Origin of the sequence: Chitinophaga ginsengisegetis (assembly GCF_900168065.1) — a bacterium.
Lineage (GTDB): Bacteria > Bacteroidota > Bacteroidia > Chitinophagales > Chitinophagaceae > Chitinophaga > Chitinophaga ginsengisegetis.
The window spans coordinates 327,043-351,595 of sequence record NZ_FUZZ01000004.1 but is presented as its reverse complement, the minus strand read 5'-3'; the positions used below and the strand labels follow the sequence as shown (position 1 = coordinate 351,595).

Annotated in this window: 19 protein-coding genes; 9 read left to right on the top strand and 10 right to left on the bottom strand. The window is 40.9% G+C overall.

Annotated features, from left to right (window positions below; genetic code table 11):
* Nucleotides 1–79 precede the first annotated feature (79 nt).
* Nucleotides 80–1,468: a serine hydrolase gene (locus B5Z18_RS24125; RefSeq protein WP_079472087.1), complete on the bottom strand. Its 1,389-nt coding sequence runs from the start codon at nt 1,466–1,468 to the stop codon at nt 80–82.
* Between the two features lie 292 nt (nt 1,469–1,760).
* On the opposite strand from B5Z18_RS24125, the gene B5Z18_RS24120 reads away from it, so the two are divergent.
* The gene (locus B5Z18_RS24120) at nt 1,761–2,270 is read left to right on the top strand and encodes an AAA family ATPase (RefSeq protein WP_079472086.1); all 510 of its coding nucleotides are present in this window, start codon (nt 1,761–1,763) and stop codon (nt 2,268–2,270) included.
* Between the two features lie 28 nt (nt 2,271–2,298).
* Here B5Z18_RS24120 and B5Z18_RS24115 read toward each other — a convergent pair whose 3' ends face one another.
* Nucleotides 2,299–3,087 (bottom strand): AraC family transcriptional regulator, encoded by a 789-nt coding sequence (locus tag B5Z18_RS24115; RefSeq protein WP_079472085.1) that lies wholly within the window; start codon nt 3,085–3,087, stop codon nt 2,299–2,301.
* Nucleotides 3,088–3,179: 92 nt separating this feature from the next.
* Here B5Z18_RS24115 and B5Z18_RS24110 point away from each other — a divergent pair, with 92 nt between their 5' ends.
* From B5Z18_RS24110 to B5Z18_RS24100, 3 genes are read left to right on the top strand one after another with little or no spacing between them, the layout of a single operon-like run.
* Nucleotides 3,180–4,685, top strand: a complete 1,506-nt coding sequence (locus B5Z18_RS24110; RefSeq protein ID WP_200817333.1) for a TolC family protein — start codon at nt 3,180–3,182, stop codon at nt 4,683–4,685.
* A 10-nt stretch (nt 4,686–4,695) separates the two neighbouring features.
* Nucleotides 4,696–5,742, top strand: a complete 1,047-nt coding sequence (locus B5Z18_RS24105; RefSeq protein ID WP_079472084.1) for an HlyD family secretion protein — start codon at nt 4,696–4,698, stop codon at nt 5,740–5,742.
* 2 nt (nt 5,743–5,744) lie between these two features.
* On the top strand, nt 5,745–7,334 hold the full coding sequence (locus B5Z18_RS24100) for an MFS transporter (protein ID WP_079472083.1): 1,590 nt from the start codon (nt 5,745–5,747) through the stop codon (nt 7,332–7,334).
* A 174-nt stretch (nt 7,335–7,508) separates the two neighbouring features.
* On the opposite strand, the gene B5Z18_RS24095 is transcribed toward B5Z18_RS24100, so the two are convergent.
* The 8 genes from B5Z18_RS24095 to B5Z18_RS24060 form a co-directional block, all read right to left on the bottom strand.
* On the bottom strand, nt 7,509–8,246 hold the full coding sequence (locus tag B5Z18_RS24095) for an SDR family oxidoreductase (protein ID WP_079472082.1): 738 nt from the start codon (nt 8,244–8,246) through the stop codon (nt 7,509–7,511).
* A 65-nt stretch (nt 8,247–8,311) separates the two neighbouring features.
* Nucleotides 8,312–9,184, bottom strand: a complete 873-nt coding sequence (locus tag B5Z18_RS24090) for a helix-turn-helix domain-containing protein (protein ID WP_079472081.1) — start codon at nt 9,182–9,184, stop codon at nt 8,312–8,314.
* Nucleotides 9,185–9,272: 88 nt separating this feature from the next.
* Nucleotides 9,273–9,758 carry a hypothetical protein gene (locus tag B5Z18_RS24085; RefSeq protein ID WP_079472080.1) on the bottom strand — a complete coding sequence of 162 codons (486 nt, stop codon included), beginning with the start codon at nt 9,756–9,758 and terminating at the stop codon, nt 9,273–9,275.
* Between the two features lie 84 nt (nt 9,759–9,842).
* On the bottom strand, nt 9,843–10,607 hold the full coding sequence (locus B5Z18_RS24080) for a glycoside hydrolase family 11 protein (RefSeq protein WP_079472079.1): 765 nt from the start codon (nt 10,605–10,607) through the stop codon (nt 9,843–9,845).
* Between the two features lie 240 nt (nt 10,608–10,847).
* Nucleotides 10,848–12,062, bottom strand: coding sequence for an alpha/beta hydrolase-fold protein (locus tag B5Z18_RS24075; RefSeq protein ID WP_079472078.1), 1,215 nt, complete (start codon nt 12,060–12,062; stop codon nt 10,848–10,850).
* A 76-nt stretch (nt 12,063–12,138) separates the two neighbouring features.
* Nucleotides 12,139–13,332, bottom strand: a complete 1,194-nt coding sequence (locus tag B5Z18_RS24070; RefSeq protein ID WP_079472077.1) for a macrolide family glycosyltransferase — start codon at nt 13,330–13,332, stop codon at nt 12,139–12,141.
* Between the two features lie 103 nt (nt 13,333–13,435).
* Nucleotides 13,436–14,257 (bottom strand): DUF4249 domain-containing protein, encoded by an 822-nt coding sequence (locus tag B5Z18_RS24065; RefSeq protein WP_079472076.1) that lies wholly within the window; start codon nt 14,255–14,257, stop codon nt 13,436–13,438.
* A gap of 16 nt (nt 14,258–14,273) precedes the next feature.
* The gene (locus B5Z18_RS24060) at nt 14,274–16,646 is read right to left on the bottom strand and encodes a TonB-dependent receptor (RefSeq protein WP_079472075.1); all 2,373 of its coding nucleotides are present in this window, start codon (nt 16,644–16,646) and stop codon (nt 14,274–14,276) included.
* 440 nt (nt 16,647–17,086) lie between these two features.
* Between B5Z18_RS24060 and B5Z18_RS24055 the strand changes: the two genes are divergently transcribed.
* From B5Z18_RS24055 to B5Z18_RS24035, 5 genes are all read left to right on the top strand, one after another.
* Entirely contained in the window at nt 17,087–17,902 is an 816-nt protein-coding gene (locus B5Z18_RS24055; protein WP_235016005.1) for a sensor histidine kinase, read from the top strand.
* A 75-nt stretch (nt 17,903–17,977) separates the two neighbouring features.
* Nucleotides 17,978–18,700: a LytR/AlgR family response regulator transcription factor gene (locus tag B5Z18_RS24050; protein WP_079472074.1), complete on the top strand. Its 723-nt coding sequence runs from the start codon at nt 17,978–17,980 to the stop codon at nt 18,698–18,700.
* 153 nt (nt 18,701–18,853) lie between these two features.
* Nucleotides 18,854–20,182, top strand: a complete 1,329-nt coding sequence (locus B5Z18_RS24045) for a TolC family protein (RefSeq protein WP_079472073.1) — start codon at nt 18,854–18,856, stop codon at nt 20,180–20,182.
* 5 nt (nt 20,183–20,187) lie between these two features.
* The gene (locus B5Z18_RS24040) at nt 20,188–21,246 is read left to right on the top strand and encodes an efflux RND transporter periplasmic adaptor subunit (protein ID WP_079472072.1); all 1,059 of its coding nucleotides are present in this window, start codon (nt 20,188–20,190) and stop codon (nt 21,244–21,246) included.
* A gap of 12 nt (nt 21,247–21,258) precedes the next feature.
* Nucleotides 21,259–24,378 carry an efflux RND transporter permease subunit gene (locus B5Z18_RS24035; RefSeq protein ID WP_079472071.1) on the top strand — a complete coding sequence of 1,040 codons (3,120 nt, stop codon included), beginning with the start codon at nt 21,259–21,261 and terminating at the stop codon, nt 24,376–24,378.
* Nucleotides 24,379–24,553: the final 175 nt, after the last annotated feature.

The following is a 24,553-nucleotide window of genomic DNA, read 5'->3' as shown; positions in this document are numbered from 1 at the left end:
AGTGCGCAGGTGGGCTGCGCAGACGAGGGTTAAGTGATGTCAGGATAAGGACTTTGACGCGAATCAAAAAGTACTTGTTTTACTGTTCTGTTTTTTTCGTTACGTGCTTTTTGTCCTGTATCCAATAAAGGCCCCTGACTTTTTCACCTTCTACTATAAATTCTATAGTTGTTGGAATTCTTTTGATTACAGGTAAATAGAATATGGTTTGTGACTGGGCAAGCAAGGGCATGTTTGTGCCGCTTTTATTCGAAAGATCCGCATATAACCTGCTCCCTTCCCTGTGAATATTGATATAATTGGTTGTATCTTCCATGAACGTATAGCTACCAATGTAGCTATCCAGAATGGCATCGGGTATTTTTAAATCTTTATAGGAGGTTTTTAAGTACTTTCCCATGACCTGAACGATAACATTTTCAAACAGTCTGAAAAAAGCATCATCATCAGAATTAGATAATCCGGCTATAAAAATGTCCTTTCCCGGAAAGTAAATTTCACTGGCTCTGAAGCCATCTATTGCTCCGCCATGACCAATTGACCTGTTTCCCTGAAAATTCCTTATAAACCAGCCATACCCATATTCGGAAGAATCACCGGTTGAAAGTTTAAATGGTGTAAATGCTTTTTCAAGTGTTTCTTTTTTTAGCAGTTTATATGAATACAAAGCCTGGTGCCACTTATACAGGTCAGAAGCATTTGAAAGTAATGCACCGGCGCTAAAAACCTGATTCATGCTTATATACCCAACATTTCGGTTGCCGGTACTATCTTTGGTATAGCCGCATGCCCTATTCATAATAATCTGCCCCGGCTGGTTATAATAAGTGTTGGTCAGGCCGGCCGGCATGAAAATATTCTCCTGTAAATATTGGCTATATTTCTTTCCTGTTATTCTTTCAATAATATATCCTAATAATAAATAATTGGAGTTGCTGTAATTATATTTTGTTCCTGGTATAAACCCCAAAGGCAACTTGGCAATACTGTCAATGAGTTGCTTCGGTGAAAGGTCGATGCGTATTGCATTTGGGATGTGAAAATCCAAAACCTCATAGTCAACCAGGCCTGAAGTGTGTGTCAGCAGGTTTTCGACTGTAATAGTATGTCCTTTATAGGGAAAGTCTTCAACAAACTTCGATATACTATCCTGCAAGGAGATTTTCCCCTGTTCAACTAATTGTAGTACAGCTACGGCCGTATATTGTTTGGTTATGGAACCTATTTGGAAGATCATTTCCGGGCGCATGGGAACATTCAGCTCTTTACTGGCGGTACCAACACCTTTTTCATAGATTACTTTTCCTTTTTCAGCCACTAAAAAGACAACCCCCGGGGCAATTGAATTGTAATTGCCGGCAATTAGCTGATCGAGCTTTTCTGAATGGTTTTTCCCTCCAAATATTTGTGCTGAAACAGGCATTGCAAACAATAAGAATAGCAACTGTAGTAAGTTCACTCTTTTCATATTAAACTTTTGTTGCAAACTTCGGTTTAAAAAATTGAGTGAGGCAAAATATAGTATCTCAAATCTGGATTTGAGATATTGTTAAACCCTTTTGCCGCTTGCCTTTTGTTCCCGGTGGTCACAAAAGAAGGAAACGCAGGGCCATACAGTTTACCGTTGAAATCCGGAAGTTATCAGTTTGGTGTTTAATCAGCTTCATGTTGTAAGTATGCATTGATAATTATTAAAATCAGTGAATTAGTGCATAAATTTGACCAATGAGTAAAAGTGCTTTAAATAAATCGAATTATCTATGAGAATTGCAATAGTTGGTGCTCACCGGGTAGGCAAATCAACCCTGGCGGAAGAACTTCTGGTGAAACTCCCCGGGTATACACTCGAAATAGAACCATATTATCAACTGGAAGCATCAGGATATGAATTCTCAGAAATTCCTACTGTTGAGGATTTTATTGAGCAGTTTAATTATTCGGCCAGGCTGATTTCCAAAGGCGAACACAATGTAATATTTGACAGATGCGTGATTGATATTTTAGCCTATCTGCATGTTATCGACCCGGGTTTGAATATTCAGATGCTATTTGAAACAGCTCAAACTGTCATTGCCGGGATCGACCTTCTCGTATTTGTTCCAATAGAAAAACCGGATCTGATACCAGGCCATCAGGCAGACCTGCCAAAACTAAGGGGGCTGGTTAATGATTTATTGCATGATTGGATAGAGGATTTTGGTATCGAGGCAATTGAAGTGAGGGGGAATTTATTGAGCCGCAGAGACCAGGTACTCGCTAAATTTTCCTGATGGGCCCGAGGCTATCTTACAATTTATTCTACACTCCCGACATTGTCTTAAATTCAGTGGGTCTCATATTCGTCAATTGGTGAAAATTATTGCTGAATGCAGATATATTGGAATATCCAATCTCATAGGCAATTTCGGTCATAGTCAGATCACTGTCTTTAATCAATTCCATAGCCCGGATAATCCGCAACATTTTTACATACTGAATATAGGTGATGTGAAGTTTTGTCTGAAATAATCTTGTCAAACTTCTTACGCTCATTCCCCATTGTTTGGCCGTGTCTTCTAAAGCAAGGTTTTCATTCAGCCGACTTCGTAGCTGACCAACAATAGCCTGGAGCCGCTGATCATCGGTAGTGGGAAGTTGAATCGAAAACTTTTTAAGGTTTTCTTTGGACAACACGTTCCTCAGTGTTGTTAAAAACTCAAACTCCCACGATCCTTTGAAATAATCACCGTGCCATTTTCCGCTAAAAGACAGCATTTCAGATAAGAGCTTACTCACGGGATAAATGCCCAATTCATTATAGAATTCGCCGGAACTTTTTCCGGGAAAATAAATGTTTATGATATACAGATCCTGCGTGTTGAACATCAGGTTGTGCGGATAATTTTCAGGTATCCAGATATAATGATTGGACGGAATATAGAAATCCTTTTCGCCTGTTTGCAGATAGGCAATCCCTCCAAAAACCAATAATAACTGAGCTTTATCGTGTTGATGTGAAGGCAAACGTTGTTCGGTTTGCTGCCGCACCACCAGGATAGAGTCAGGATGCTGGTCAACGCTATTTATAAGTTGCTTAAGAATACTCACGTGGCCAAATATAACAAATATTAGGCTAATTATATAAAATGATGGTTTGTTGGCTGGAGTAATTTTGCTACGGAAATAATAGTAGAATCATAATGAAACAGAAAATCATAAACCCTGATAAAGGCGTTGAGCTTGTGGCACAAGACAAACCTTGTAATAATGCAGCATCCCATTCAGCAGAAGAAATTGACGCACTTAATATCTACTGGCTTGCTAATGCTAATCCTTTCACGCCCATAATGGATTTAACATTTGTCTTTGATGCATTAAAAAAGATGGTAAACCCAGTTTTGGGAGCCATACTGCTACTATCCGCACACTCTCTCCATGCCCAGGATGCAGAAGCTACCCCGGCATTGAGTTTGGAAGAAGTATGGAAGGCCGCCGAAACAAATAACCGCCAACTAAAACTATCGGATTTAAATCTTCAGCAAAGCAATTTAGAAGTACTTGAAGCCAAAGACCGTCTGCTACCGGACCTTTCAGTAGGTGGAGATGTAAAACTCAATTCAAAATTTCTCATTTACGATAATGGATTATTCTCATCCCCGCAAGATGTACCTGTAAAAGGCTATGGTTACGGAGTCGGATATAACTTCAACTTTAACCTCTTCAATGGTGGTAAAGACAGAAGAAATATCAAGATGAAGCAGGAAGAAGAGACACGGAAGCACTACGAAGCCGATCTGCAAAAATACAGCGTAAAATACAATGTTGCCGTTGCTTATTTCGATCTGTATAAATATCTGAACTTCCGTGATTTTATTGCTGCAGAAATTGCTGCTGAGAAAAAGCAGCTATCACTCATCGAGAGCTTACACAAAAACGGTATTGTGCTGAATAGTGATGTGCTGAGAACCTCGGTGAAACTGTCACAGTTAGAATTAAGCCTTTCAGATATTGAAAAGAGAATCAACGTTACCACACAACGTCTCAACATCCTGATGGGGCGTGATAACGAAGCGCGGATAGCTATCACCTATCGGGGCGGTGCTGAAATGGAGACCGTTAAGGATGCTGCTTACGCCGATTACCTGGCTATTGCATTCCACCAATCGCCGGAGTATAAGATGGTCAATAGCGACATTAAATTGAGTGAGATAAATATCAGGCAAATTAAAGCTGGGTTGTTACCAAAAGCTTCCCTGTACTCCAATTACAATTATACGTATCCGCAGATCTCATTTTATCCTTACTCGAATGATTTATGGGCATTTGGGCAAACAGGAATCAAGGTGCAGTTATCTATTGATAATTTATACAAAAGCAAACATTCTATTGCACGTGCCCAGGTCGTAAATAATCAGGCAAAAGAAAAAGCCAACATTAAGAAGGAGGAAATTTCAATTCAGGTAAAAGAAGCCTATTTACAACAGCAACAGGCTTTGGAAAGCGTAACAACCGCAGAAAAAAATATCACTAAAACTGCCGAAACCGTTCGGGTTATCAGAAACAGTTATCTCAATCAGGAATCACTTTTGACCGATCTTTTGGAAGCGGAAAATGCTTTGCTGGAAGCAAAATTTAATCTGACAACTGCACAAGCAAATTTAAAAGTAAGTCATATCCGGTTACTCGCAATCGTAGGAATTCTTTAATACAAAAATTATGAACAAAAACAGAACAGATAAAATAATCGTAACCCTCACCAAATGGTTTGGCATCGCCTTATTTACAGCAATTATCATTTGGGGCGCATTGTACTTTTTAAAAGGGTACCGCTATGAACAAACCAATGATGCCCAGGTAGATGCGTATTTATCACCTGTAAATGCAAAAGTAGGGGGCTATATCAGCAAAATTTATTATAAAGACAATCAGCAGGTTCAGAAGGGAGATACACTTGTGGTTATTGAACTTGACGAATATGGACTGAAAAGAAATGCGGCATCAGCAGAGTTGATGAGTTCGCATGCCAAATTACCTGTTTTGGCTGCTAACGAAGAAACACAAATCAAAAGCATCGAAGTAATAAAAGCACAGCTCTCAGGGGCAAAAGCGAAACTGAACCAGCAGCAAAGAGAATTTGACCGTTATAAAAATCTATTGGCTGATGAATCTACCACGCAACAAAAATACGAGAATGTCAGTATGTCTTTGGCTATCACGCAATCTGATTATGATCAGGTAAAAGCTTCCCTGCAGGTAGCCGAATCCAAACTAAATGATCTTAGAGCACAGCGTAATGCGATAGCGGCAGAAATAAAGATCAAGGAAGCGCTTCTCGAACGGCAGGAACTAGACATTAAATATACCGTAATCACTGCGCCTTTTAACGGACAGATTGGTAAAAAGACCATCCAGGAAGGGCAGTTAATACAGCCAGGGCAAACCCTGGCGTTTTTGGTGAACAAAACCGAAAACAAATGGGTGATGGCGAACTTCAAGGAAACGCAGATTGGTAATTTCAAGATAGGGCAACCAGTATCCATAGAAGTAGATGCATTTTCAAACGAAAAATTCAGCGGAGTCATCGAATCCCTTTCTCCAACCACAGGTTCCCGCTATTCGTTGCTTCCGCCAGATAACGCCACCGGTAATTTTGTTAAAATTATCCAACGTATTCCCGTCCGGATCAAGCTGACCGATACGCCTGAAAAATTAGCCAGGCTCTCGGCAGGAATGAATGCCAATGTTTATGTTTTAAAAGATTAATCATGCAAGCACATAAAATTCCGGTTTTCAAAGGATGGGTATCCGAATGGATGGCAAGATCTGTGATATTTGCCATCCTGATGACTTGCCTCTTTAGTTTCGGCTTTTACAGCAGTCCCGTTGCGATAATGGGCTATTATGGCGTACAGCCTACCGATGTTCAATATGGCATGATAGTTATCTATGGCTCAACCGTAGCTTTTTTGGCATTGGACTTTCGCATTGTAAAGTATTTTGCGCCAAGGAAATATCTGATGATGGCACTCGCCATGAATGCGATATGTTCTGTCATCTGTTTTCATTCCAGAAATTGGACACTATTTGTCATTTGCCAGTTTGTACAGGGTATTACCTGTGCATTGATGTCAGGCATCGTCCTGCAACTCACTTTTCCACGGTTACAGTCTACACGTGCCCGGGTGATTGCCTATAGTCTCCTTTATGGAAGTATACAAATCTCCGTTCCGTTTTACTCCATCTATTCCAGTGTAGTACTTCATTTTTATGACTTCAATTGCCTGTTTTATGGTTTCAATATAATACTCATTGCCCTGACATTTGTTGTGTTGCTGACGATGAACAGCAAAGCAAGATTTACAAAGAAAATACCACTTTATCAGGTGGATTGGGTGGGGTACCTGTTTTATGTATCTTTTATTTTGATATTAGGATACATCCTGATATACGGACGGCAATTGGGCTGGTTGGATAGTCCGTTAATCGTTCTTCTGAGCCTTGGCAATGTAATCATCCTTATGCTGTTTGTTATTAGAGAATCGAAGCTTAAACGGCCATTGATCAACTTACAGATTTTCAAGGTTAAGAATTTTGTCATCGGGCTGCTACTGCTTTTTTCGTTTTACATCTTTAAAGGAAGCACCGGACTTGCTTATGGTTATCTTGAAGTTATTTTAGGCATGGATCCCCTCAGTACTATCCCGATATGGATCGCAGTAATTGTTGGGACAATACTGAGTATGTTTGTTACCTCCCGGTTTGTTTTGATGGATTTTAACCTGATAAGGATTATCATAGCAGGTTTTGGTTTTATGGCTTTGTATTATGCCTATATGATACTTTTTGTTTCTGTACAGGGAGAAACAATTAGCTTCATACTGCCTATGTTTATCTATGGCGTTGCAACGGGAGTTTTATTTGTTCCCATTGTTTCATTTACCAGCTCCGCAGCACCGCCAAAGATTGCCTTAAATGCGTCACTTGTAGGAATATTTGCCAGGTTCACTGGTTTTACAGCCAGTCTGGCTCTTAATAATGAAATTCAATTGTTCTCCAAATCTGCAGTTAGGGAGAAGGTGCGGGAAACATTAACCGAAACTAACCCACAATTGTCTGTTACCTTACTGGATATTCAAAACACATATACAAATGCAGGCAGCGATATTTATACCGCAAAAGGAGTTTCAGGAGCGTATTTTAATAAACTGGCAGGACAACAAATATTAGCCCGTGCTACACGGGATTATTACGATTTTATGCTTGTGGGTTTGGTCATCATCATCGCTATTCTTCTTTTTTCACCACAGGTTCAGAAGGTTGTTTTAAGGTTAAGAAAAGGAATTATTCCTTATTAGATAAAGCATAATTTATTAACGGGTATTAGCTGATATTTTAAAGCCAAGTTGAAGAAAGGGAGCACCGGAAGATTGCAAGGCCCGCGATAGTCGCGGGCCTTGTTGCTTTGGTTTATTTTTTTGCCTGTCAAAATGCGGATTCGCATTGAAGCCCATAAAAATGCTTAATCTTCGTTACCAGGGTATTTCTCCTGTTTCAGGATTATTTTCCTCACTGAAAAATTTTCCTGTTGGTCCATCATTGTCAATCAGGGCATATTTTACTATCCGTTTTCCGGCATCTTTAACAGTTCCGGGGCCACGATGACCATTGAAATCTGTTTTTGTAAATCCCGGGCAAACGGCATTTACTTTGAAGTTGGTATTTTTTAATTCGTATGCCAAAACAACAGTGTACATATTCAAGGCTGATTTGGAAGAAAGGTATACAGCGCCTTTGTAGTCGTAATATTTATATGTTGGGTCGCTGTGCAGGGTAATTGAACCCTGACTTGAGCTTACATTTACAATACGGGGTTCTGACGACTCTTTTAATAAATCAATAAATGCCTGTGTAACTCGTACCACGCCGTAAACATTCGCATCATAAGTTGCTTTAAACTGGTCAATAGTTGAGTCAAGTGCCGTTTGTGGGTAACCACCATAAATACCTGCATTATTTACAAGTATGTCCAACACTTTTGTTTTTTTACCTATTTCTTTACGGGCTTTAATTACTGACCCGTCATCTGTAATGTCAAGCTGAATAACTTCTACATTGTTTAATCCCTTCGCTTTTAACGTAGCAACGGCTTCAACGCCATTTTCTAAATTACGGCTGCCGAGGTAAACATAAATTCCTTTTTGAGCAAGTTGCTGCGCAACTTCGAGGCCAATACTTTTGTTAGCTCCTGTTACTAATGCAAATTTCATTTCTTGTGTGAATTTTATGAAGCAAAAGTAGAGAGCTGAAAAATAGGGGAAATGGACATTTCCATTTATTTCCCCGACAAATCTTGCCTGGGCAAAAAATCACTGGCACTTTTTCCTGTACTTTTTTTGAAGAGCCTTGAAAAATAATCGGGGTCATTAAAGCCCAGTTCATAGGCCAATTCTTTGATAGAAATATTTGAATAACGCAATTTTCTCTGAGCTTCCGCCATCAAACGGTTAATAAAGTAGTCTTTTGGCGATGTTCCGGAATGTTCTTTTACAATCCGGTATAAACTGTTTGTAGATAAAGCTAATTTTTCTGCAATTGTGTTGATAGAAGGTTGCTCTGTAAGGTACGTTTCCACGACTAATTTGAACTCGATAAACTTTGAAAGGTTAGTGTTTAAGATATTGAGGGGTGCTTTGTTTTTGAAATAAGCGCTGTTTAATTCTGATAGCAATGAGTTCAGATAAGCTAATATTATTTCAGTATCGGTCTCATATTTATCTATGTGAAGTATCTGATTTAGAATGCCAAAAACCTTTATTACTCTTTCTTTTGCAGCACCGTCAAGAACTATGGTTGGTGCGTTTAAAGGATTGACCAAAAAGGGGAATTGTTGTGGCAGCAATGCCAATGTGCTTTCATCAAACAGCAGCTTGAAATATTTAAGATCGTCTGTTTTAGCGGGTGGCGTAAAAATTTGATTGGGCATTGCAAAAAGCAAGTGTCCGTCAGTAAGCGTAAAGTCTTGTAAGTCTAAGTTGTATGTAATTGAACCGCTTTCAATTAATACAATAAAATAAGAAGATAACCTGCGAGGTTGCAGCAATTTTTTTTGACTATCAACTGAAAGATACGGATTGTCGTTTGAGCGAATCTTTACTCCCAGTTCATCATTCTGTAAGCCCTCATCTTTCCCTTTTTGTTTTTTCATGTTTCCTGGTTAAATGTGAAGGTATAAAAAAGTTGTATGATACCAGAGTTCATTTGTATAATCTGAATAAATTTCTTACGTCAAAGTATTATAAATCAGTCTTTTCCGTGCCATCAGAAATTTTTATCCCGGCTTTCTCAAATTCCCGGATTAATCTTTTATCGAAACCTGCGATGTATGATGCAAATAACAAAGAATCTTTTGCTTCAGGGATTGTTTTAAAAGGAACATGCGGTTCTTTGAACCTATATAAGGTAGCTTTAGTACTATCGTTGCCTTCAAGAAGTACTGAGTCACCGTAGTCTGTAATCTTGGCCGCGTAATTATTTGTAAGGTATTTCAAGGAATCATTTTCTATTTTGTAAGGAAGCCCGAACCGGCCAACTTTCTGATTATAAAAAACTATGTATTGCGAATCAATATCAAATTCGCTATATCCATTTGCTATTGAAAATCTATGCCATTTTCCGATTAGTAATTTTTTATTTCCTTCAATGCTTTTAAGATCCGGTGAATCGCAGGCAGAAAGAGCAAAAATGAAAAATGCAAGAAAATAAGATATTGATCTCATCATAAATAATTTGTTTAATAATCCGCACTAAATACTGCCTTGCAGAAAGCAAGGCAGTATTTAGTGCGGGGGGATTTAAATCAGTGTTTATTGCGCCCAAATAGTACAGTTAATATTGCCATTAGTATTAGTGCCCCAGGTCTCTGCCACCATAATAGCCGGAATATTTAACTGGCCAAGAGTATAGCCTAAACTACTCCACTTGTTATAGTGGTTGGCAAAAGTAATGACGCGATTTTGTCCGGTAGTAACTTTTGTAACTCTGGAGCTGTAAATCTGTCTGAAGCCATCACCACCATCGATATTTTTACCTGTCACCCAACGGGTCCACACGTTATAACCTGCACCATCGCTTTCAAATGTTCCTAAATAGGTGCCGGTATGAGGTGATACTGCACCCCATGTTTCGTTCACATAATACTCATAATAAGGATTTCTGGTCCATCCGTACCAGCCGAAAGTACCACCACCGGAATTTGAATAAGTACCGAGATTATATCCTATTTTGTAGGATGTAGAACCTACAGAATAACCTTTGCCGCACGTAAAATTGCCATTAAATCCATTCCAGTTAACGCTGTAATTTCCGCCAGGGCCATTTGCGTAATTAACTGTACCGGTAGCGCCATCACTTTTCCAAAGTGACCAAAAGAAGCCGTTATGTGTACCCGATTGGTAGAATTGAGCCGCGACTTCAGCATTGGAAAGACGCTCAATACCAACTACCCCGGGCTGGGTTTTTGCCTCTTTTTTACAGCTTGTTAAAATTATAGCGCCTGCAAGTACAACGAATGCAGCAGCGCCAAAAGCAACCTTCCTGGTTACTCTTGTTAGTGGGTTTTGCTTTTTCATATCGTGGTTTAATTTGGTTAAAGAAGCAAAAAAAGCATGTTTAAAAATGGAACAATGCTAATAATCACCAAATTTGTTACACAAATGTTCATACCCTGTTAATTGTTAACCTCTCAAAAATGTCACAACTGCTCTGTAGCAGCAGTCGATGTAAACCGCTCTTTACGGTTGCCAGAGATCGGTTTCTTCGGTTGGATCAGTTTCTGCGATAATACCACAGTGGTACCGCTCTGCATTATTTTACTGGCTTTCTGAAGCCCTTGCCAGTTTAGCTTTTACATCTTGCAGGCCGGGATTTAATGCAAGCGCCTTTTTATAGCAAATAACTGCCTTTGAACGATCACCTTTTTTCAGGTATGCATCGCCCAACTGGCTAAAGGCAGTTGCTGATGCGGGGTAGTTTTGGGTATTCATTTCCAGTAAACTTATTGCATTATCCAGTGCTCCATACTGGGTTATTAAATACATTGCCATGTTGTTCATATTTGCTTCCGGCGGCGTAACGGAATATCCATACCGTTGCGACAGTTGCTGATAATGTTGCTTTACAACAGCGGCATTCAATAATTCCGGATCTGTCTGTGGCAGATCCCATTGCCTGAAAATAAACCGCAAAGCGTCATAATAGGCTTTTATGGGCTCCGTCATATGTGAGTCTTCGGGATAGTAAGCATACTTATGGTCTAAGCCCGCTATCTTTCTTTTGGTTATTATAGAGTCGAATTTTAACAGGTTGGTATGGAAGGACGGTTCTGACATTCCTTCGTCCGCATCACTGTAAAAGATCATTTTATTTACAACCCGGTCATTTTTTAGCTTTTCATCAGCGAGACTAAGTAAATATCCCTTATCCCACCAAAAGGATGGGCTTATGGCTATGTAAGCACCAAACATATCCGGCTGCGTTAACAGGCAATTGATCGTGGTGATACCGCCGAATGAATGTCCTGCAAAAATTTTAAAAGGTTGTGTTTTGTAGTGCGCGTCAACATAAGGTATCAGCTCAGTACCAATGAACTGTAAGAAATTATTACCACCGCCGCTAGATTTAAGCCTGGAGTTTGAGCTGGTGTCTGGCTTTCCATCATAATCAATAATACTGTGGATTGGGGTGAGGTCCCTTGTCCGGTTTGTATTAGGAATGCCCACTATAATCATTTCGGGCATAACATTTACATCCCTACGGCTAAGGTACCGGCAATATTCTGCCATCAGGCTAAAATGATTGTCGCCGTCAAGAACGTATAGTACGGGGTAGCGCTTACCGGGCAGTAGGGTATCTATAGGCGGCGTATAAATATAAATTTTCCGGTCTTCATCCAATACTTTAGATGAGAGTTTGATGATATCTGCCGATACGGGTTTAAATGCCGGGTCGGTTTGGGCAATTAAACATTTGGGGGTTAGTAGTATAAAGAGAATATATAGAGCGTTATTTCTAAAATGATGCATCATTGCTATGGGTTGAGTAAGTCAAATAATTTACAGCGGGTAGGATTAACCACAGATTTTATCCTATGGCAGATAATAATCAGGCTGAAGGAAGCGCTCTTTGCTGAAATGCAACAATTGCATCAGTAGCACGCAAATAGCCCCCTGCGCTATGTATGGTGTCCTTTATATCGCGCGCGGCATGCCTGATCGATTCGCTTTGGAATACTGTTGTCACCGTTTCACGAAGTGCTTCGGCAGTAAAATCTGTACGGTCAAGAATAAGGCCCAGATGCAGATCCCGTACACGTTCTGCCGTTGTTACCTGTTCTTTTATAGATGGCAGAACAACCATAGGTACACCATAATACAGGCTTTCCATTGTGCTGTTCAAGCCGCCATGAGTAACAAAAACATCCACATGAGAGAGTAGGGCGGTTTGGGGAACAGAGCGCTTTACAACAAAATTATCGGGAATGGGTTCCAGTGTATGTAAGTCGATCTGATCTCCAACCGACATTACTACGCTCCAATCAGGTGCTGAGAAAGCAGAGAAACATTTGCGGTAAAAATCCGGTTCATTATTTCGTAATGTGCCCAGTGAAATATAAATCCTGATTGCTGGTGACTTGCTGGTTTGGGCTACCGGCCACGGGATTGATGGTGGCGCTGTAAAGGAGGGCCCTACAAACAGAAAACGCTCATCGAATTGGGCTGCATCAACCTGGAATGTTTTTGGTAGAAATACCAACGTTAGCCCGGGTACTTCTGAAAATATCTCCTGAAGGGTAAGAGCAGGGAGCTGGTAGGATGTTGTAACCGCTGCAAGCGCTTCACTGGCAGCATGTGCAAGTAATTTGAAATCCGGGTCAGTAAAATTTTCAATAATCTTTTGCTGTAGCCTGGGACTATGAAAGGGGCGGAAGCCGATCGCGGGTAGTCGCAATATCCGTGCTGCGAGCCTGGCCGAAAGCAGCATAGTATTAAATATAATACAGTCAGGGTTTATACTTTTCAACCTGGCCACAATTTCCGGCACTATACGGGGCGATTCACGCGCCATTAAAAACGGTAAAAGCGCAATCTCTTTGTCCCCCGGTGGCGTTGTATTCTGACTTCGTGAAGTTCCCGGTAATATGACCGGGATGCCACCAGCTTTTTGTATGGCGCCGGCGAAGGATTCGCCGATAAAATAATAAACCTTATGGCCACGTCTGCTTAGCTCGGCAACGATGGGGAGCGTTGGGTTCACATGACCATATGCTGAAACATTGAAAAAAACGTAAGTGGGCATATTTCTTATATTCCTATGTGGGCATGATATCTTTCACAAAGATAAAAATCTTTTAAGATCAAACACCAAAAGGTTTAGTACCATAGGGATCACGCCTTACTAATTACTTGATCGTATAATCCTTTACGTCCACTTCCGATAACCTGAAATATCCATAGGCAAAGTTTTCGAAATGGGTCTGGTTAACGATATTTCCTCTCACCGAACCCGGTGTTGTTTGAAACGGGCCGCTACCAGACCCGGATGCTGCTAACAACTTTCTGAAATAATCATAATATCTCCTGGATATTCCATACAGCCGGATGTTTACCGGATCTCCTGCTTTCAGATCTTCGTCAGAAAAATATTCCTGCATTAGTTTGCCTTGACTGTTCTCATCATCTTGTGCTTTATAATCCGGAAACTTTGATACAGGTGATAGAATACGGTGCAGATAGTAGTTTTCCTCACTGCCATTATCCTGGTAGTAGTAGGTGATTTCCACTTCGTCACCTCCAAATCCACCCTCATCATTCTGTTCAATATTATTTTCAATATCCGGCACACCCATACAAGTTTCGGTTGCGGTATAAGTCTCCCCATTTAAAACTACTTTTAATGTATAAGTTTCCCCGATAACAGGATGGAAATTGGAGCAGATATATTCTCCCGTACCGGGATTTTCTGTAAAACTAAAAACAGTATTTGCTGAATTTGTTACAACTATATCCGCTCCTGAAACTGTTGGGAATGTCGGACTGTAATATCCCGTTGTGGTGGAGAGTATGATTTTCTGCTCATTGCCCGTCGTACCCTTTATCCAGTCAATCGATGCGTCAATTACCAATTTTGGTTCTGCTGTTTCTAAATCTACTTCCACTACTTTTGTGCAGGACAGGAGAAAAAAACAGCATGAAACAACCAGGTATTTAAGTATATTCTTCATTTTTATATTATTAGAATTAAAATTTGAAATTGTAAGTCACGCCCGGAATGATACCGAAAATGGATATCCTCTTTGCTTCGCTCAACCCAGTTTCCCTGTTTTGCTCGAACATGATAGATGCGGCGTTGCCTCTGTTATAAACATTGTAAATACTGAATACCCATTCACCTTTCCATCTTTTTTTGCTGTCAGGTTTTGGTGTGTAGGTTGCCGATAAATCCAGATGATGATAAGCCGGGAGCGAATTAGCATTTCGCACTCCGTAGTTCCCAATCGTAATTCCCTGGTACTGGTATTTGCCGATGGGAAAGGTGGCAGCTTTTCCTGTTTGGTAGGTAAAAATGCCGCCAAAACTCCATTTTTTTGTCCGTTGATAAGCAGCTGTAAGTGAAAAATTATGCGTTTTATCGTAATTAGCACGATACCATTCGCCGTTGTTAATGCCAGGTTCTTCTGCGTTTCTTCCCGGTGTGCGCTGCTCTGCCCTGGAAAGTGTGTAAGAAAGCCAGCCTGTCAGTTTCCCGGTATTTTTCTTCAGCATCACTTCAAGACCATAAGCCCTTCCCTCACCGTTTAGCAATACCTGTTCTATGGCTTTCTGGGCAATCAATTCGGCACCGTCAATGTAATCTGCTTTGTTTTTAATTTTCTTGTAAAAAGCTTCTGTTTCCAGGGAATATTTTCCATTGCTGAAATTTCTGAAATAGCCCAATGCCACCTGGTCAAGAATTTCGGGTTTCAGATATTGGTCGCTCGGCGCCCATATATCGAGTGGGGAGACGGAAGCTGTGTTGGAAATTAAATGGATGTACTGGCTCATCCGGTTATAACTCGCCTTAATGGACTGGTCGTCATTTATACTATAGGAAACTGCCAGACGGGGTTCTAAATTTCCAAAACCAGTAATCTTTTTGTTTTTACCGTAGTATGTTACACCCGTGGGTGTTCCTTCCTCATAAATTTGTAACGTGGGATTGAAAACTACTGCCTGATTATTGGCATAATTATTTACATTCTGTTCCCCCAATCGCAGGAAATTGCTATATCGCAGGCCATAATTCATGGATATTTTATCCGTTAGTTTTTGCTCGGCACTAATATACAATGCATTTTCCCAGGCGTATTTTTTTTCAAGCTGGTCAGCATTGATAGGCGATTTTTCATCCATAGGTTTTATGGTGCCGGGATTGAACTGGTAGTAGATGGAATTGAGACCATAATTCAAAACCAGCTTATCAGACACACGATGGTTAAAGTTGTACTTCAGATTATAGTTGCGGATGTCCGATACCCAATCAATGCCAACATATTTTATCTTCAGGCCATAATCGTACTTACTGTAAATGATTGACGCATTGGAAAAAAGTTTCTCGGAAAAGATATGATTCCAACGAAGATTAAAGAATGAGTTTCCATAAGTGTTACTGAAAAAATTGCTGAAATCCATTTTATCCTTGCCGAAATATCCTGAAAGGAAAATCCTGTTATTGTCATTGATGTTATAATTCAGTTTGGCATTCAAATCGTAAAAAGAAACAGAATTGGGGTTGTCAGCCAGTTTCATAAACAACTGGGCATAAGAAGTACGGCCAGCAACTACGAACGAGCTTTTACCTTTTGCAATAGGGCCTTCTGCCAGTAATCTGCTCGAAATCGCCCCAATTCCCCCCGTTACGTGATATTCCTGGTTGTTCCCTTCTTTTTGATAAATATCCAGAACAGAGGAGGTGCGCCCACCGAAATTAGCAGGTATTCCACCCTTATACAATTTCAAATCTTTAATCACATCAGCGTTAAAAACGGAGAAGAAGCCGAACAGGTGGGAAGTATTGTAAACAACGGCTTCATCCAACAATATCAGGTTGCCGTCAACGGAACCACCTCTGACGTTAAAGCCTGTTGCTCCTTCCTGTGAAGTGGAAACTCCCGGAAGTTGCAGAATCGCTTTTAAAACATCAACCTCGCCCATAACTGCCGGCATCTTTTTGATGGTGGCGATAGAAAGCTTATTCACACTCATTTCCGGGTTCCGGATGTTGGTTGCCGGACTATTGTATTTTATCACTACCTCATCTAAGGTTCTGCTTTTTTCAAGCATCGAAAAATTCTTCTTGGTGTTTCCTGTCAGCGTGATATGTTCCTCGATATTCTCAAATCCTATACAGCTGATAACGATTGTATATTCCCCTTTGGGCAGGGTGACAGAATAAAAGCCATACGAATTGGTAATTGCCGAAACTTTTGCTTCAGGAATGAAAATGCTTGCGCCGATTACTGTTTCGGTGTTTGTTTTCATGGTGACTGTTCCACTCAATGTCACTTTCTGTTGTGAATAGGCCCCGAATGAAACGGTTATAAGCAGCAGTATATAAATAATCTGGTATCTCATCTTTTAAAAATCGATTTAACAGTTGTAAATTCGACACAAAACTATTCCTTTGGATAACTGCCTTTTTTTAATTATACCAAATGCGGTATCTTTTATAGCAAAGTATGCCGGGGTACTACAAAATGTATTTCTTGTCTTATGCGTTTTTATAATGTGTCTTGTTTTCGTATAAAAAGCAAACACTTTCGTATAAAAAGCAGATCAGACCAGCGCTTTAATTGTTAAATTTGTTCTATACAATTTTATAAATGAATGATTTTAGCCATCAGCAGCTTATTAGCGAAAACGTACTTTTCCGTTTCCTGATTTCACCCGACCGCAGAATATTCCGGCATTTGCTGCTCATTGTTTTTATAGGTGCTGTGTTGTACAACAGCACTCCCGTAATTGACAACCCGATAGTGATATTTGTATATTTTATTGCATTATTCTATGTAAATATGTACGTGCTGGTGCCAAAGCTTTTGTTCAGGAATAAGAATATTGAATACTGCCTGTCTGTGATCGGTATCCTTGTTGTAGTGGCTGTTTGTGGTTATTTTTTTAATCCTTTTAATAAAGAAAATGGGCTGAATATCCCGCTTTTTTCCTTCCTTACCGTGCTGCTGTTAGCGGCTTCATCTTCCATAAAACTGTTTCAGAAGGGAATGATGGACAAGCAATTGATCTACGAGTTGAAACAATCGAAAACTTATGCAGAACTGGAACAGTTGAAAAATCAAATCAACCCGCATTTTTTGTTTAATATGTTAAACAATGCCAATGTTCTAACGAAGAAGGATCCCGAAAAAGCCTCGGAAGTTTTGGTAAAGTTGAGCGATTTACTTCGCTACCAACTTTATGACAGTGCAAGGGATAAGGTGTTGTTGACTTCGGATATTCATTTCCTGGAAGATTTTTTAAATTTGGAGAAAGTAAGGCGGGATAGTTTTGATTTCCTGATTTCAAAAGAGGGAGATTTGAGCGGTGTGCAAATTCCTCCCTTGCTGTTCATTTCGTTTGTGGAAAATGCAGTGAAGCACAATAATGATGCAACAAAATCGTCTTATGTGAACCTGTATTTCGATGTTAGAAACGATGAACTTTTCTTTAAATGTATCAATTCCAAACCTATGGTTAAATCTGTTAGTAATGCAGGCGGATTGGGGCTGGCAAATGTTAAACGAAGACTGGAGCTTTTGTTTCCGGCAACACATAGTTTAAGTATCGAAGAAGACTCAGAAAGGTATTACGTAACTTTAACCATAAAGCTATGACCTGCATAGTAATGAAAGAAGAGAATTAAAATATAGCAGACGATTATTTTGTTATATAGTAAAGCGTATAAAGTTATGAACTGTATTATTATAGATGATGAACCATTGGCGAGAGAAGCCATAGAGATGTTGATTAACAAAACAGACGATTTAGATTTAATCGGTTCATTCAACAGCCCCGAAACCGCCACCGATTTTATAGAAAACAATACAGTTGAGTTAATCTTTCTTGACATACAAATGCCGGGAATTAACGGAATTGAATTTGCCCGGACTATTCCAAAAGAAACATTTGTGATTTTTACAACCGCCTATTCTGAATTTGCTACCGACAGCTACGAGGTAGATGCGATTGACTACCTGATAAAACCCGTAAAATTAGAACGTTTTCAAAAGGCTGTTGAAAAAGCCCGTACCTACTCCAAATTATTAAAGGCGGACTACACCAATAACAATATTGAACAGGTAGCAGATGATTTTTTCTTTGTGAAAGCAGACCGGAGAATTTTTAAAGTCTATTTCAATAACATACTTTTTATTCAGGGCTTAAAAGATTATGTGGTAATGCACAGCGAAAATCAGAAAGTAATGACGGCAATGAATATCAAAACCATCTATGATCAATTACCAAAAGATATGTTTGTGAGAGTAAGCAAATCCTATGTCATCAATGTTAAGCATATCGATTCTGTGGATAATAACACCGTGTACATAGGTACAAACGAAATCCCCATCGGAAGTATTTACAGGGATTTCTTTTTCAATGAGTTTGTAACCAAAAAGATTGCGAACAGGTAGGTTCACAACGTCCCATTGTTAGTGCCCATTATCTTCTTTTGTATAAAAACCAGCCGGTTTGGTATAAAATGAATTTTAGCTGTTCCCCTATAGGCTATTTTAGCAGCATTTTATCAGAAGTCCTTTTACAGACGAAGGAATAAGTTAGAATGTATGACTAAAAGTTTTCTAATGCTGATCATCTGTTGCATATACATCAAAGCGGAGGCCCAGGAGGAATGGACATTGAAGCATTGTATAGAATATGGTCTGCAAAATAACCGGAATGCCAGAATTTACGCTAATCAGAAAATAGCTGCCGATGCTAAAGCCAGGGAGGTTCTTGCAGATTATCTTCCAAAAGTGAGTCTTACTTCAATGTTGGATAACAATCTCAAATTGCAGCAAAATGTTATTCCAGCCGGAGTGCTGGGGCCAAATGAAATAAAGGTGTCTTTTACACAGAAATTTAATTCCAATGCCCTTGCACAACTCGACCAGGTATTATACGATCAGTCATTGCTGACGGGCCTCAAAGCAAATAAACTCAATAGGGAACTGGCGGATCTCAACATTCAACAGAGTCAGGAATCAATTATCTACAATATTAGCGCCGCCTATTTTCAATTGCTGGTGTACCGGCAACAAATTCTGCTGTTACAGTTTAACAGTAAAACCTATGAACAACAGATGGATATATACCGTTTGCAGGTGGCCAAAGGTGTTGTATTACAGAAGGACCTGGATAAGGTGTCCGTGGATTTCAATAACACAATGTCGCAGATCAGGGTAGCTGAGAGTAATTTTCAATTAGCGGAAAATCAATTGAAATTCGAGATGGGATATCCCATTGATGATAAACTTCCCGTTAACCTGGTTACTGCTATAACGCCGCTGGCTGGCCAGGAGGATTCGCTGGCCAGTTTTTCTCCGGCAGCCCGGATTGACTACAAGGTATCATCCACTAATGTCAGATTATTAGGGATAGAACAGGCCCGCATTAAAGCGGAGGGCCTGCCTAAATTGACGGGATATGCGCGTTACGGCGCCGTTGGATTCGGCGACAAACTGGGAGGCGCCTATGATGAGTTACTGCCATACTCGGCGGTCGGCTTAAAACTCACGATTCCAATATTGGACTTCTATAAGCGTAATGCCAGGCATAAGCAGGCCGTGATAAACCGGATCAATGCAGAGGAGAGTTTGAAACTTTCTGAAAGTAAGTTCACTGTTGAGTTTGAAAATGCCCGGACGAAAGTTACCCAGGCCCGGACCAATATGGAAAATGATAAACGAAATGTGGACCTGGCCGAATCAGTATTTAAAGTAACGAATCTTCAATTTCAGAAGGGTACCACTGATTTGAATGACTGGTTAATCACCCGGAATTCCCTCCAGTCAGCGCAAAATAATTATCTGAACGCTATGTATAGTTACTACCAGGCCCGGGTTGATCTTGAAAAAGCCGCGGGTACATTGAAAACATTTTTAAATTCTCTTTAACTGCGATGAAAAAAAGAATCGTATTGATACTGGTGATCATTGTAATGTTAATTGTTATTGTGTTCATGTTGGCATATAATAAAAACAAAATTGCAGCGAAAAATTTACCAGCTAAAACCGGAGATATCCGTATACCTGTTACTATTTACACTGTGAAGTCAGAGATCATGCTGGCGCGCCTGGTGAAAACCGGTACACTGGCGCCTTTAAGAGAGTCCAGGGTGTTCTCTGCTTCCGGTGGCCAATTACAGAGAGTGATGTTCAGTTTGGGTGATCATGTAAAGAAGGGCCAGCTGCTCGCTGTTGTTGATAGCAGATTGCTTGCGCTTGACTTGCAAAAGGCCGAGACGAATGCGGCGAAGTTGGAACGGGATAATAATAATTACAGGGAACTGCTGGAAGGAAACGCTGCTACCCCTGAAAAGGTGGCGGGCATACAACAAAACTATAATGACGCAATGAACCTTGTTCAGCAGATACGGAAACAGATCGCCGATGCAAGCATTAAAGCGCCGGATGATGGTGTTATTGCTTCCAGGCCGGTTGAACAGGGTACATTCATTGGGCCCGGAACAGAAGTGGCTTCAATAGTGAATATGTCTTCACTGAAAGTACAGGTAAACCTGACGGAGGACGAAGTTTACAAAGTAGCTAAAGGCCAGAAAATTGCTATCACCACAGATGTTTATCCGGGAAGGATTATTCCCGGGGTAGTAACTTTCATTAGTCCACGGGCTAATCAGGCATTCAACTACCAGGTTGAAATTACGGCGCCTAATGATAACTCCATGCCGCTGCGTGCAGGTACATTTGTTAATGCCGATTTCTCAAAGAAAACTGAACGGAAAGTATTACTTGTTTCGCGGGAAGCCCTGATTGAAAGCACTACCGATGCAGCCGTTTATGTGGTGATAAATGGCAAGGCTATCCTGCGGAAAATCAGTGTAGGTATAAATTATGGAGATGAACTGGAGGTATTGGGTGGTTTGGAAGAAGGGGATAAGGTGGTTATTTCTGGTCAGGTTAACCTGAAGGACAGTGCTTTAATTAATGTTATTAAGTAAAGAATAATAGGTATGTCAATTACTGAAATCGCCATAAAACGGCCACTGTTGCTTATTGTAATCTTTACAGTACTGATCCTGTTTGGTATTCAGTCGTACCTGAGTTTAAATTACAATCTCCTGCCCAAAATTGAGGTGCCTACGGTTTCTATCAGCACAATCTATCCAGGGGCTGCAGCGGCTGAAGTTCAAATCAATGTTACAAAAAAACTGGAGGATGCGGTTTCCTCGGTGGAGGGGTTGGATCAGATTAGTTCAACTTCTCAGGAAAATCTTTCAGTAATTACCATTTCTTTCAAGTCGGGAACCGATGTGGATAAGGCAGAACGTGATGTTCAGCGAAAAGCTGATCAAATTATCAGTGAGTTACCACTTGATGCTAAAAAGCCAAGGATAAGTAAAGTCAACCTGGATGAAACGCCGGTTATTAAAGCCGGCGTTACGGGAAATTTGCCTCCCCGGAAAATTTTTGACCTGGTCGATAACCAGTTGCGCCCGGTATTACAGAACGTTCCCGGAGTAGGACAGGTTAACATTATTGGAGGAGAAAAACGGGAGATTCAGGTAAATATAAGGCAGGACAGGCTTTTGGCTTATGGGCTTTCCATTGGGCAGGTGACAAGCACTATCAGTAATGCGAACCTTTCATTTCCTGCCGGGAGCATTGAAACAACAAACAGGGAGCTTTCCATCCGCTACGATGCAAATGTGGATTCGGTCGGAGAGTTTCGTAACCTGATCATTTTGCAACACCCCACTCAGGGCGCCATAAAATTAGGCGATATTGCTGATGTGTCAGATGGGGCGGCAAAGCCTGCAGCCATCAACCACATAGATGGGATTCCATCAATTGGTATTCAAATCATTAAGCAGAGTGACGCCAATGCGGTAGCAGTAAGCGACGGGGTAAAGAAGTGTTTTAATGAGTTAGAGAAACAATACCTGGGGCAGAAACTGCGGTTTAATGTTTCCTCGGATCAGAGTATATATACATTGCATGCTGCTGATGCAGTTATGTTCGATCTGTTTCTGGCTGTAATAATTGTAGGTATTGTAATGCTGGCTTTTCTCCATAGTGTGAGAAGTGCATCATTTGTACTGATCGCTCTTCCATCTTCTATCATTCCTACATTTATCGCCATGTACCTGCAGGGATTCTCCCTGAATCTAATGACGTTAATGGCAATGTCGTTGGTAGTGGGAATTCTTGTAGACGATTCAATTGTGGTGCTGGAGAATATTTATCGTCATATGGAGATGGGAGCTGATCGCCGGAAGGCAGCATTGGAAGGGCGAAATGAGATTGGTTTTACAGCCTTATCTATCACATTGGTGGATGTGGTGGTGTTTCTGCCGCTGGCATTAGCCGGCGGGATGATTGGAGCAATTTTACGGGAGTTTTCTCTCGCCGTTGTTTTCTCAACACTGATGAGTCTCTTCGTATCATTTACCATCACACCTTTGCTGGCAAGCAGGTTTGGGAAACTGGAGGAGCTGTCTGCAAAAAGTATTTGGGGAAGGATTAATTTGAAGTTCGAGTACTTTATCGAAATGATAAAAGAAGAATATGGTAGATTATTAAGGGTAGTGTTAAGAAGAAAGAGATGGTTGCTGATGCTTGTAATGTGCCTGATACTTGGATCCATTGCATTGATCCCGATGGGGTTTATTGGAGCTGCGTTTATACCGAAGGCGGACCAAAGTGATTTGATCCTGAATATGGAATTGGAGCCAACAGCAAGTATTTATAAAACTAATATGAAGGTGCAGCAGGCGGAGAAGATTATCCGGGAACAACCAGAGGTGAAAAAAATCTTCTCCAGTATAGGGTTTGTGAGCGGAAGCGTGGCCGGGGCATCATCCAATGCCAACCTGGCTGAACTGACGATTAACCTGGTAGATAAGAGCCAGAGAAGTAAAAGTGCTGAGGAACTCGGAATGTATCTGCAGCAAAAATTAAGTAGCATCATTGAGGGTGTGAAATTTACCGTGGCCTCCACTTCAATAACCGGAAATGTAAGTAACGCGCCGATACAGATAGCCATCAAAGGTGTTGATCTGAGAGACATCCGGCAGGTTGCTGATGAGTATATGAAGGTTGTGGCAGATGTTCCCGGGACGCAGTTTGTAAAGCTGTCCGTAAAGAACAGGAAACCGGAGGTAGACATCCGGCTCAATAGGGAGAGAATGAGTCTCCTCGGACTCAATGCGGGTGCTGTTGGTGCGGCGCTACAGAATGCATTCAGTGGAGATGATAAGAATCAGTTCAAACAAAATGGGAACGAGTATGATATCAGGATAGGGCTGGATCAGTTTAGCAAATCGGACGTCAGCAATATAAGGAACCTGCCGGTAGTAAACGCTGATGGTCAAACTATACTGCTGCGGCAATTCGCGGATGTTGAAGAAACGCTGGGGGAAACCACGCTTCAGCGTATGGATCGACTCGGATCAATTACAGTGCAGGCAAACGTTTCCGGCCGGCCAACGGGTACTGTAAGCGCTGAAATCAAAGCTAAGGCAAAATCTATAAAGGTGCCGGAAGGGGTTAGTGTTCAGTATCTGGGAGATTCCAGGAATCAGGCAGATGCCTTTGGAAGCCTTGCCCTGGCACTTATCACCGCAATCGTACTGGTGTATCTTATCATGGTAGCGCTTTATGAAAACGCGGTGTATCCGTTTGTGGTGCTGTTTTCTATACCGGTGGCACTGGTTGGCGCATTACTGGCGCTGGCGCTTACGATGGAAACATTAAACATCTTCACGATTATCGGAATGATTATGCTGTTGGGGTTGGTCGCTAAAAATGCTATTCTCCTTGTCGACTTTACAAATAAACTCAGAGAGGAAGGATTTGAAACGGTGGAAGCATTGATAGAAGCAGGCAGGGAAAGGCTTCGCCCGATTCTAATGACAACGCTTGCGATGATTTTTGGCATGTTACCCATCGCAATGGCAAAAGGCGCCGCGGCTGAGATTAAAAACGGAATGGCCTGGGTAATCATTGGAGGGTTAACAAGTTCTATGATACTCACGCTTTTTGTGGTACCGGCTATGTACCTGATTGTGGATAGTATACTTGTCCGTTTTTCCCGTCACCGTAAGAAACCCGCTATCGGGTACTTTTCATAAGCAGCAACAAGGCTGCTCATTCCGGGCAGCCTTAATTTTTGCGGCGGGTGGAAGAGGAGCGGATAGAACCGGTTGATATCTTTCTGAACACTTATGGGGTGCAACAACACATAAGGTGTAAACAGATGTAGGTTTGCTAAAAGGGCCCCGATATTTATCGGGGCCTAATTCTACC

Coding starts and splice junctions, on each gene's coding strand:
- B5Z18_RS24050 (WP_079472074.1), top strand. CDS start 17,978: ATGAACTGTATTATTATAGATGATGAACCATTGGCGAGAGAAGCCATA.
- B5Z18_RS24070 (WP_079472077.1), bottom strand. CDS start 13,332: ATGCCCACTTACGTTTTTTTCAATGTTTCAGCATATGGTCATGTGAAC.
- B5Z18_RS24120 (WP_079472086.1), top strand. CDS start 1,761: ATGAGAATTGCAATAGTTGGTGCTCACCGGGTAGGCAAATCAACCCTG.
- B5Z18_RS24090 (WP_079472081.1), bottom strand. CDS start 9,184: ATGAAAAAACAAAAAGGGAAAGATGAGGGCTTACAGAATGATGAACTG.
- B5Z18_RS24045 (WP_079472073.1), top strand. CDS start 18,854: ATGACTAAAAGTTTTCTAATGCTGATCATCTGTTGCATATACATCAAA.
- B5Z18_RS24065 (WP_079472076.1), bottom strand. CDS start 14,257: ATGAAGAATATACTTAAATACCTGGTTGTTTCATGCTGTTTTTTTCTC.
- B5Z18_RS24055 (WP_235016005.1), top strand. CDS start 17,087: ATGTACGTGCTGGTGCCAAAGCTTTTGTTCAGGAATAAGAATATTGAA.
- B5Z18_RS24075 (WP_079472078.1), bottom strand. CDS start 12,062: ATGATGCATCATTTTAGAAATAACGCTCTATATATTCTCTTTATACTA.
- B5Z18_RS24095 (WP_079472082.1), bottom strand. CDS start 8,246: ATGAAATTTGCATTAGTAACAGGAGCTAACAAAAGTATTGGCCTCGAA.
- B5Z18_RS24040 (WP_079472072.1), top strand. CDS start 20,188: ATGAAAAAAAGAATCGTATTGATACTGGTGATCATTGTAATGTTAATT.
- B5Z18_RS24105 (WP_079472084.1), top strand. CDS start 4,696: ATGAACAAAAACAGAACAGATAAAATAATCGTAACCCTCACCAAATGG.
- B5Z18_RS24085 (WP_079472080.1), bottom strand. CDS start 9,758: ATGATGAGATCAATATCTTATTTTCTTGCATTTTTCATTTTTGCTCTT.
- B5Z18_RS24060 (WP_079472075.1), bottom strand. CDS start 16,646: ATGAGATACCAGATTATTTATATACTGCTGCTTATAACCGTTTCATTC.
- B5Z18_RS24110 (WP_200817333.1), top strand. CDS start 3,180: ATGAAACAGAAAATCATAAACCCTGATAAAGGCGTTGAGCTTGTGGCA.
- B5Z18_RS24080 (WP_079472079.1), bottom strand. CDS start 10,607: ATGAAAAAGCAAAACCCACTAACAAGAGTAACCAGGAAGGTTGCTTTT.
- B5Z18_RS24035 (WP_079472071.1), top strand. CDS start 21,259: ATGTCAATTACTGAAATCGCCATAAAACGGCCACTGTTGCTTATTGTA.
- B5Z18_RS24125 (WP_079472087.1), bottom strand. CDS start 1,468: ATGAAAAGAGTGAACTTACTACAGTTGCTATTCTTATTGTTTGCAATG.
- B5Z18_RS24100 (WP_079472083.1), top strand. CDS start 5,745: ATGCAAGCACATAAAATTCCGGTTTTCAAAGGATGGGTATCCGAATGG.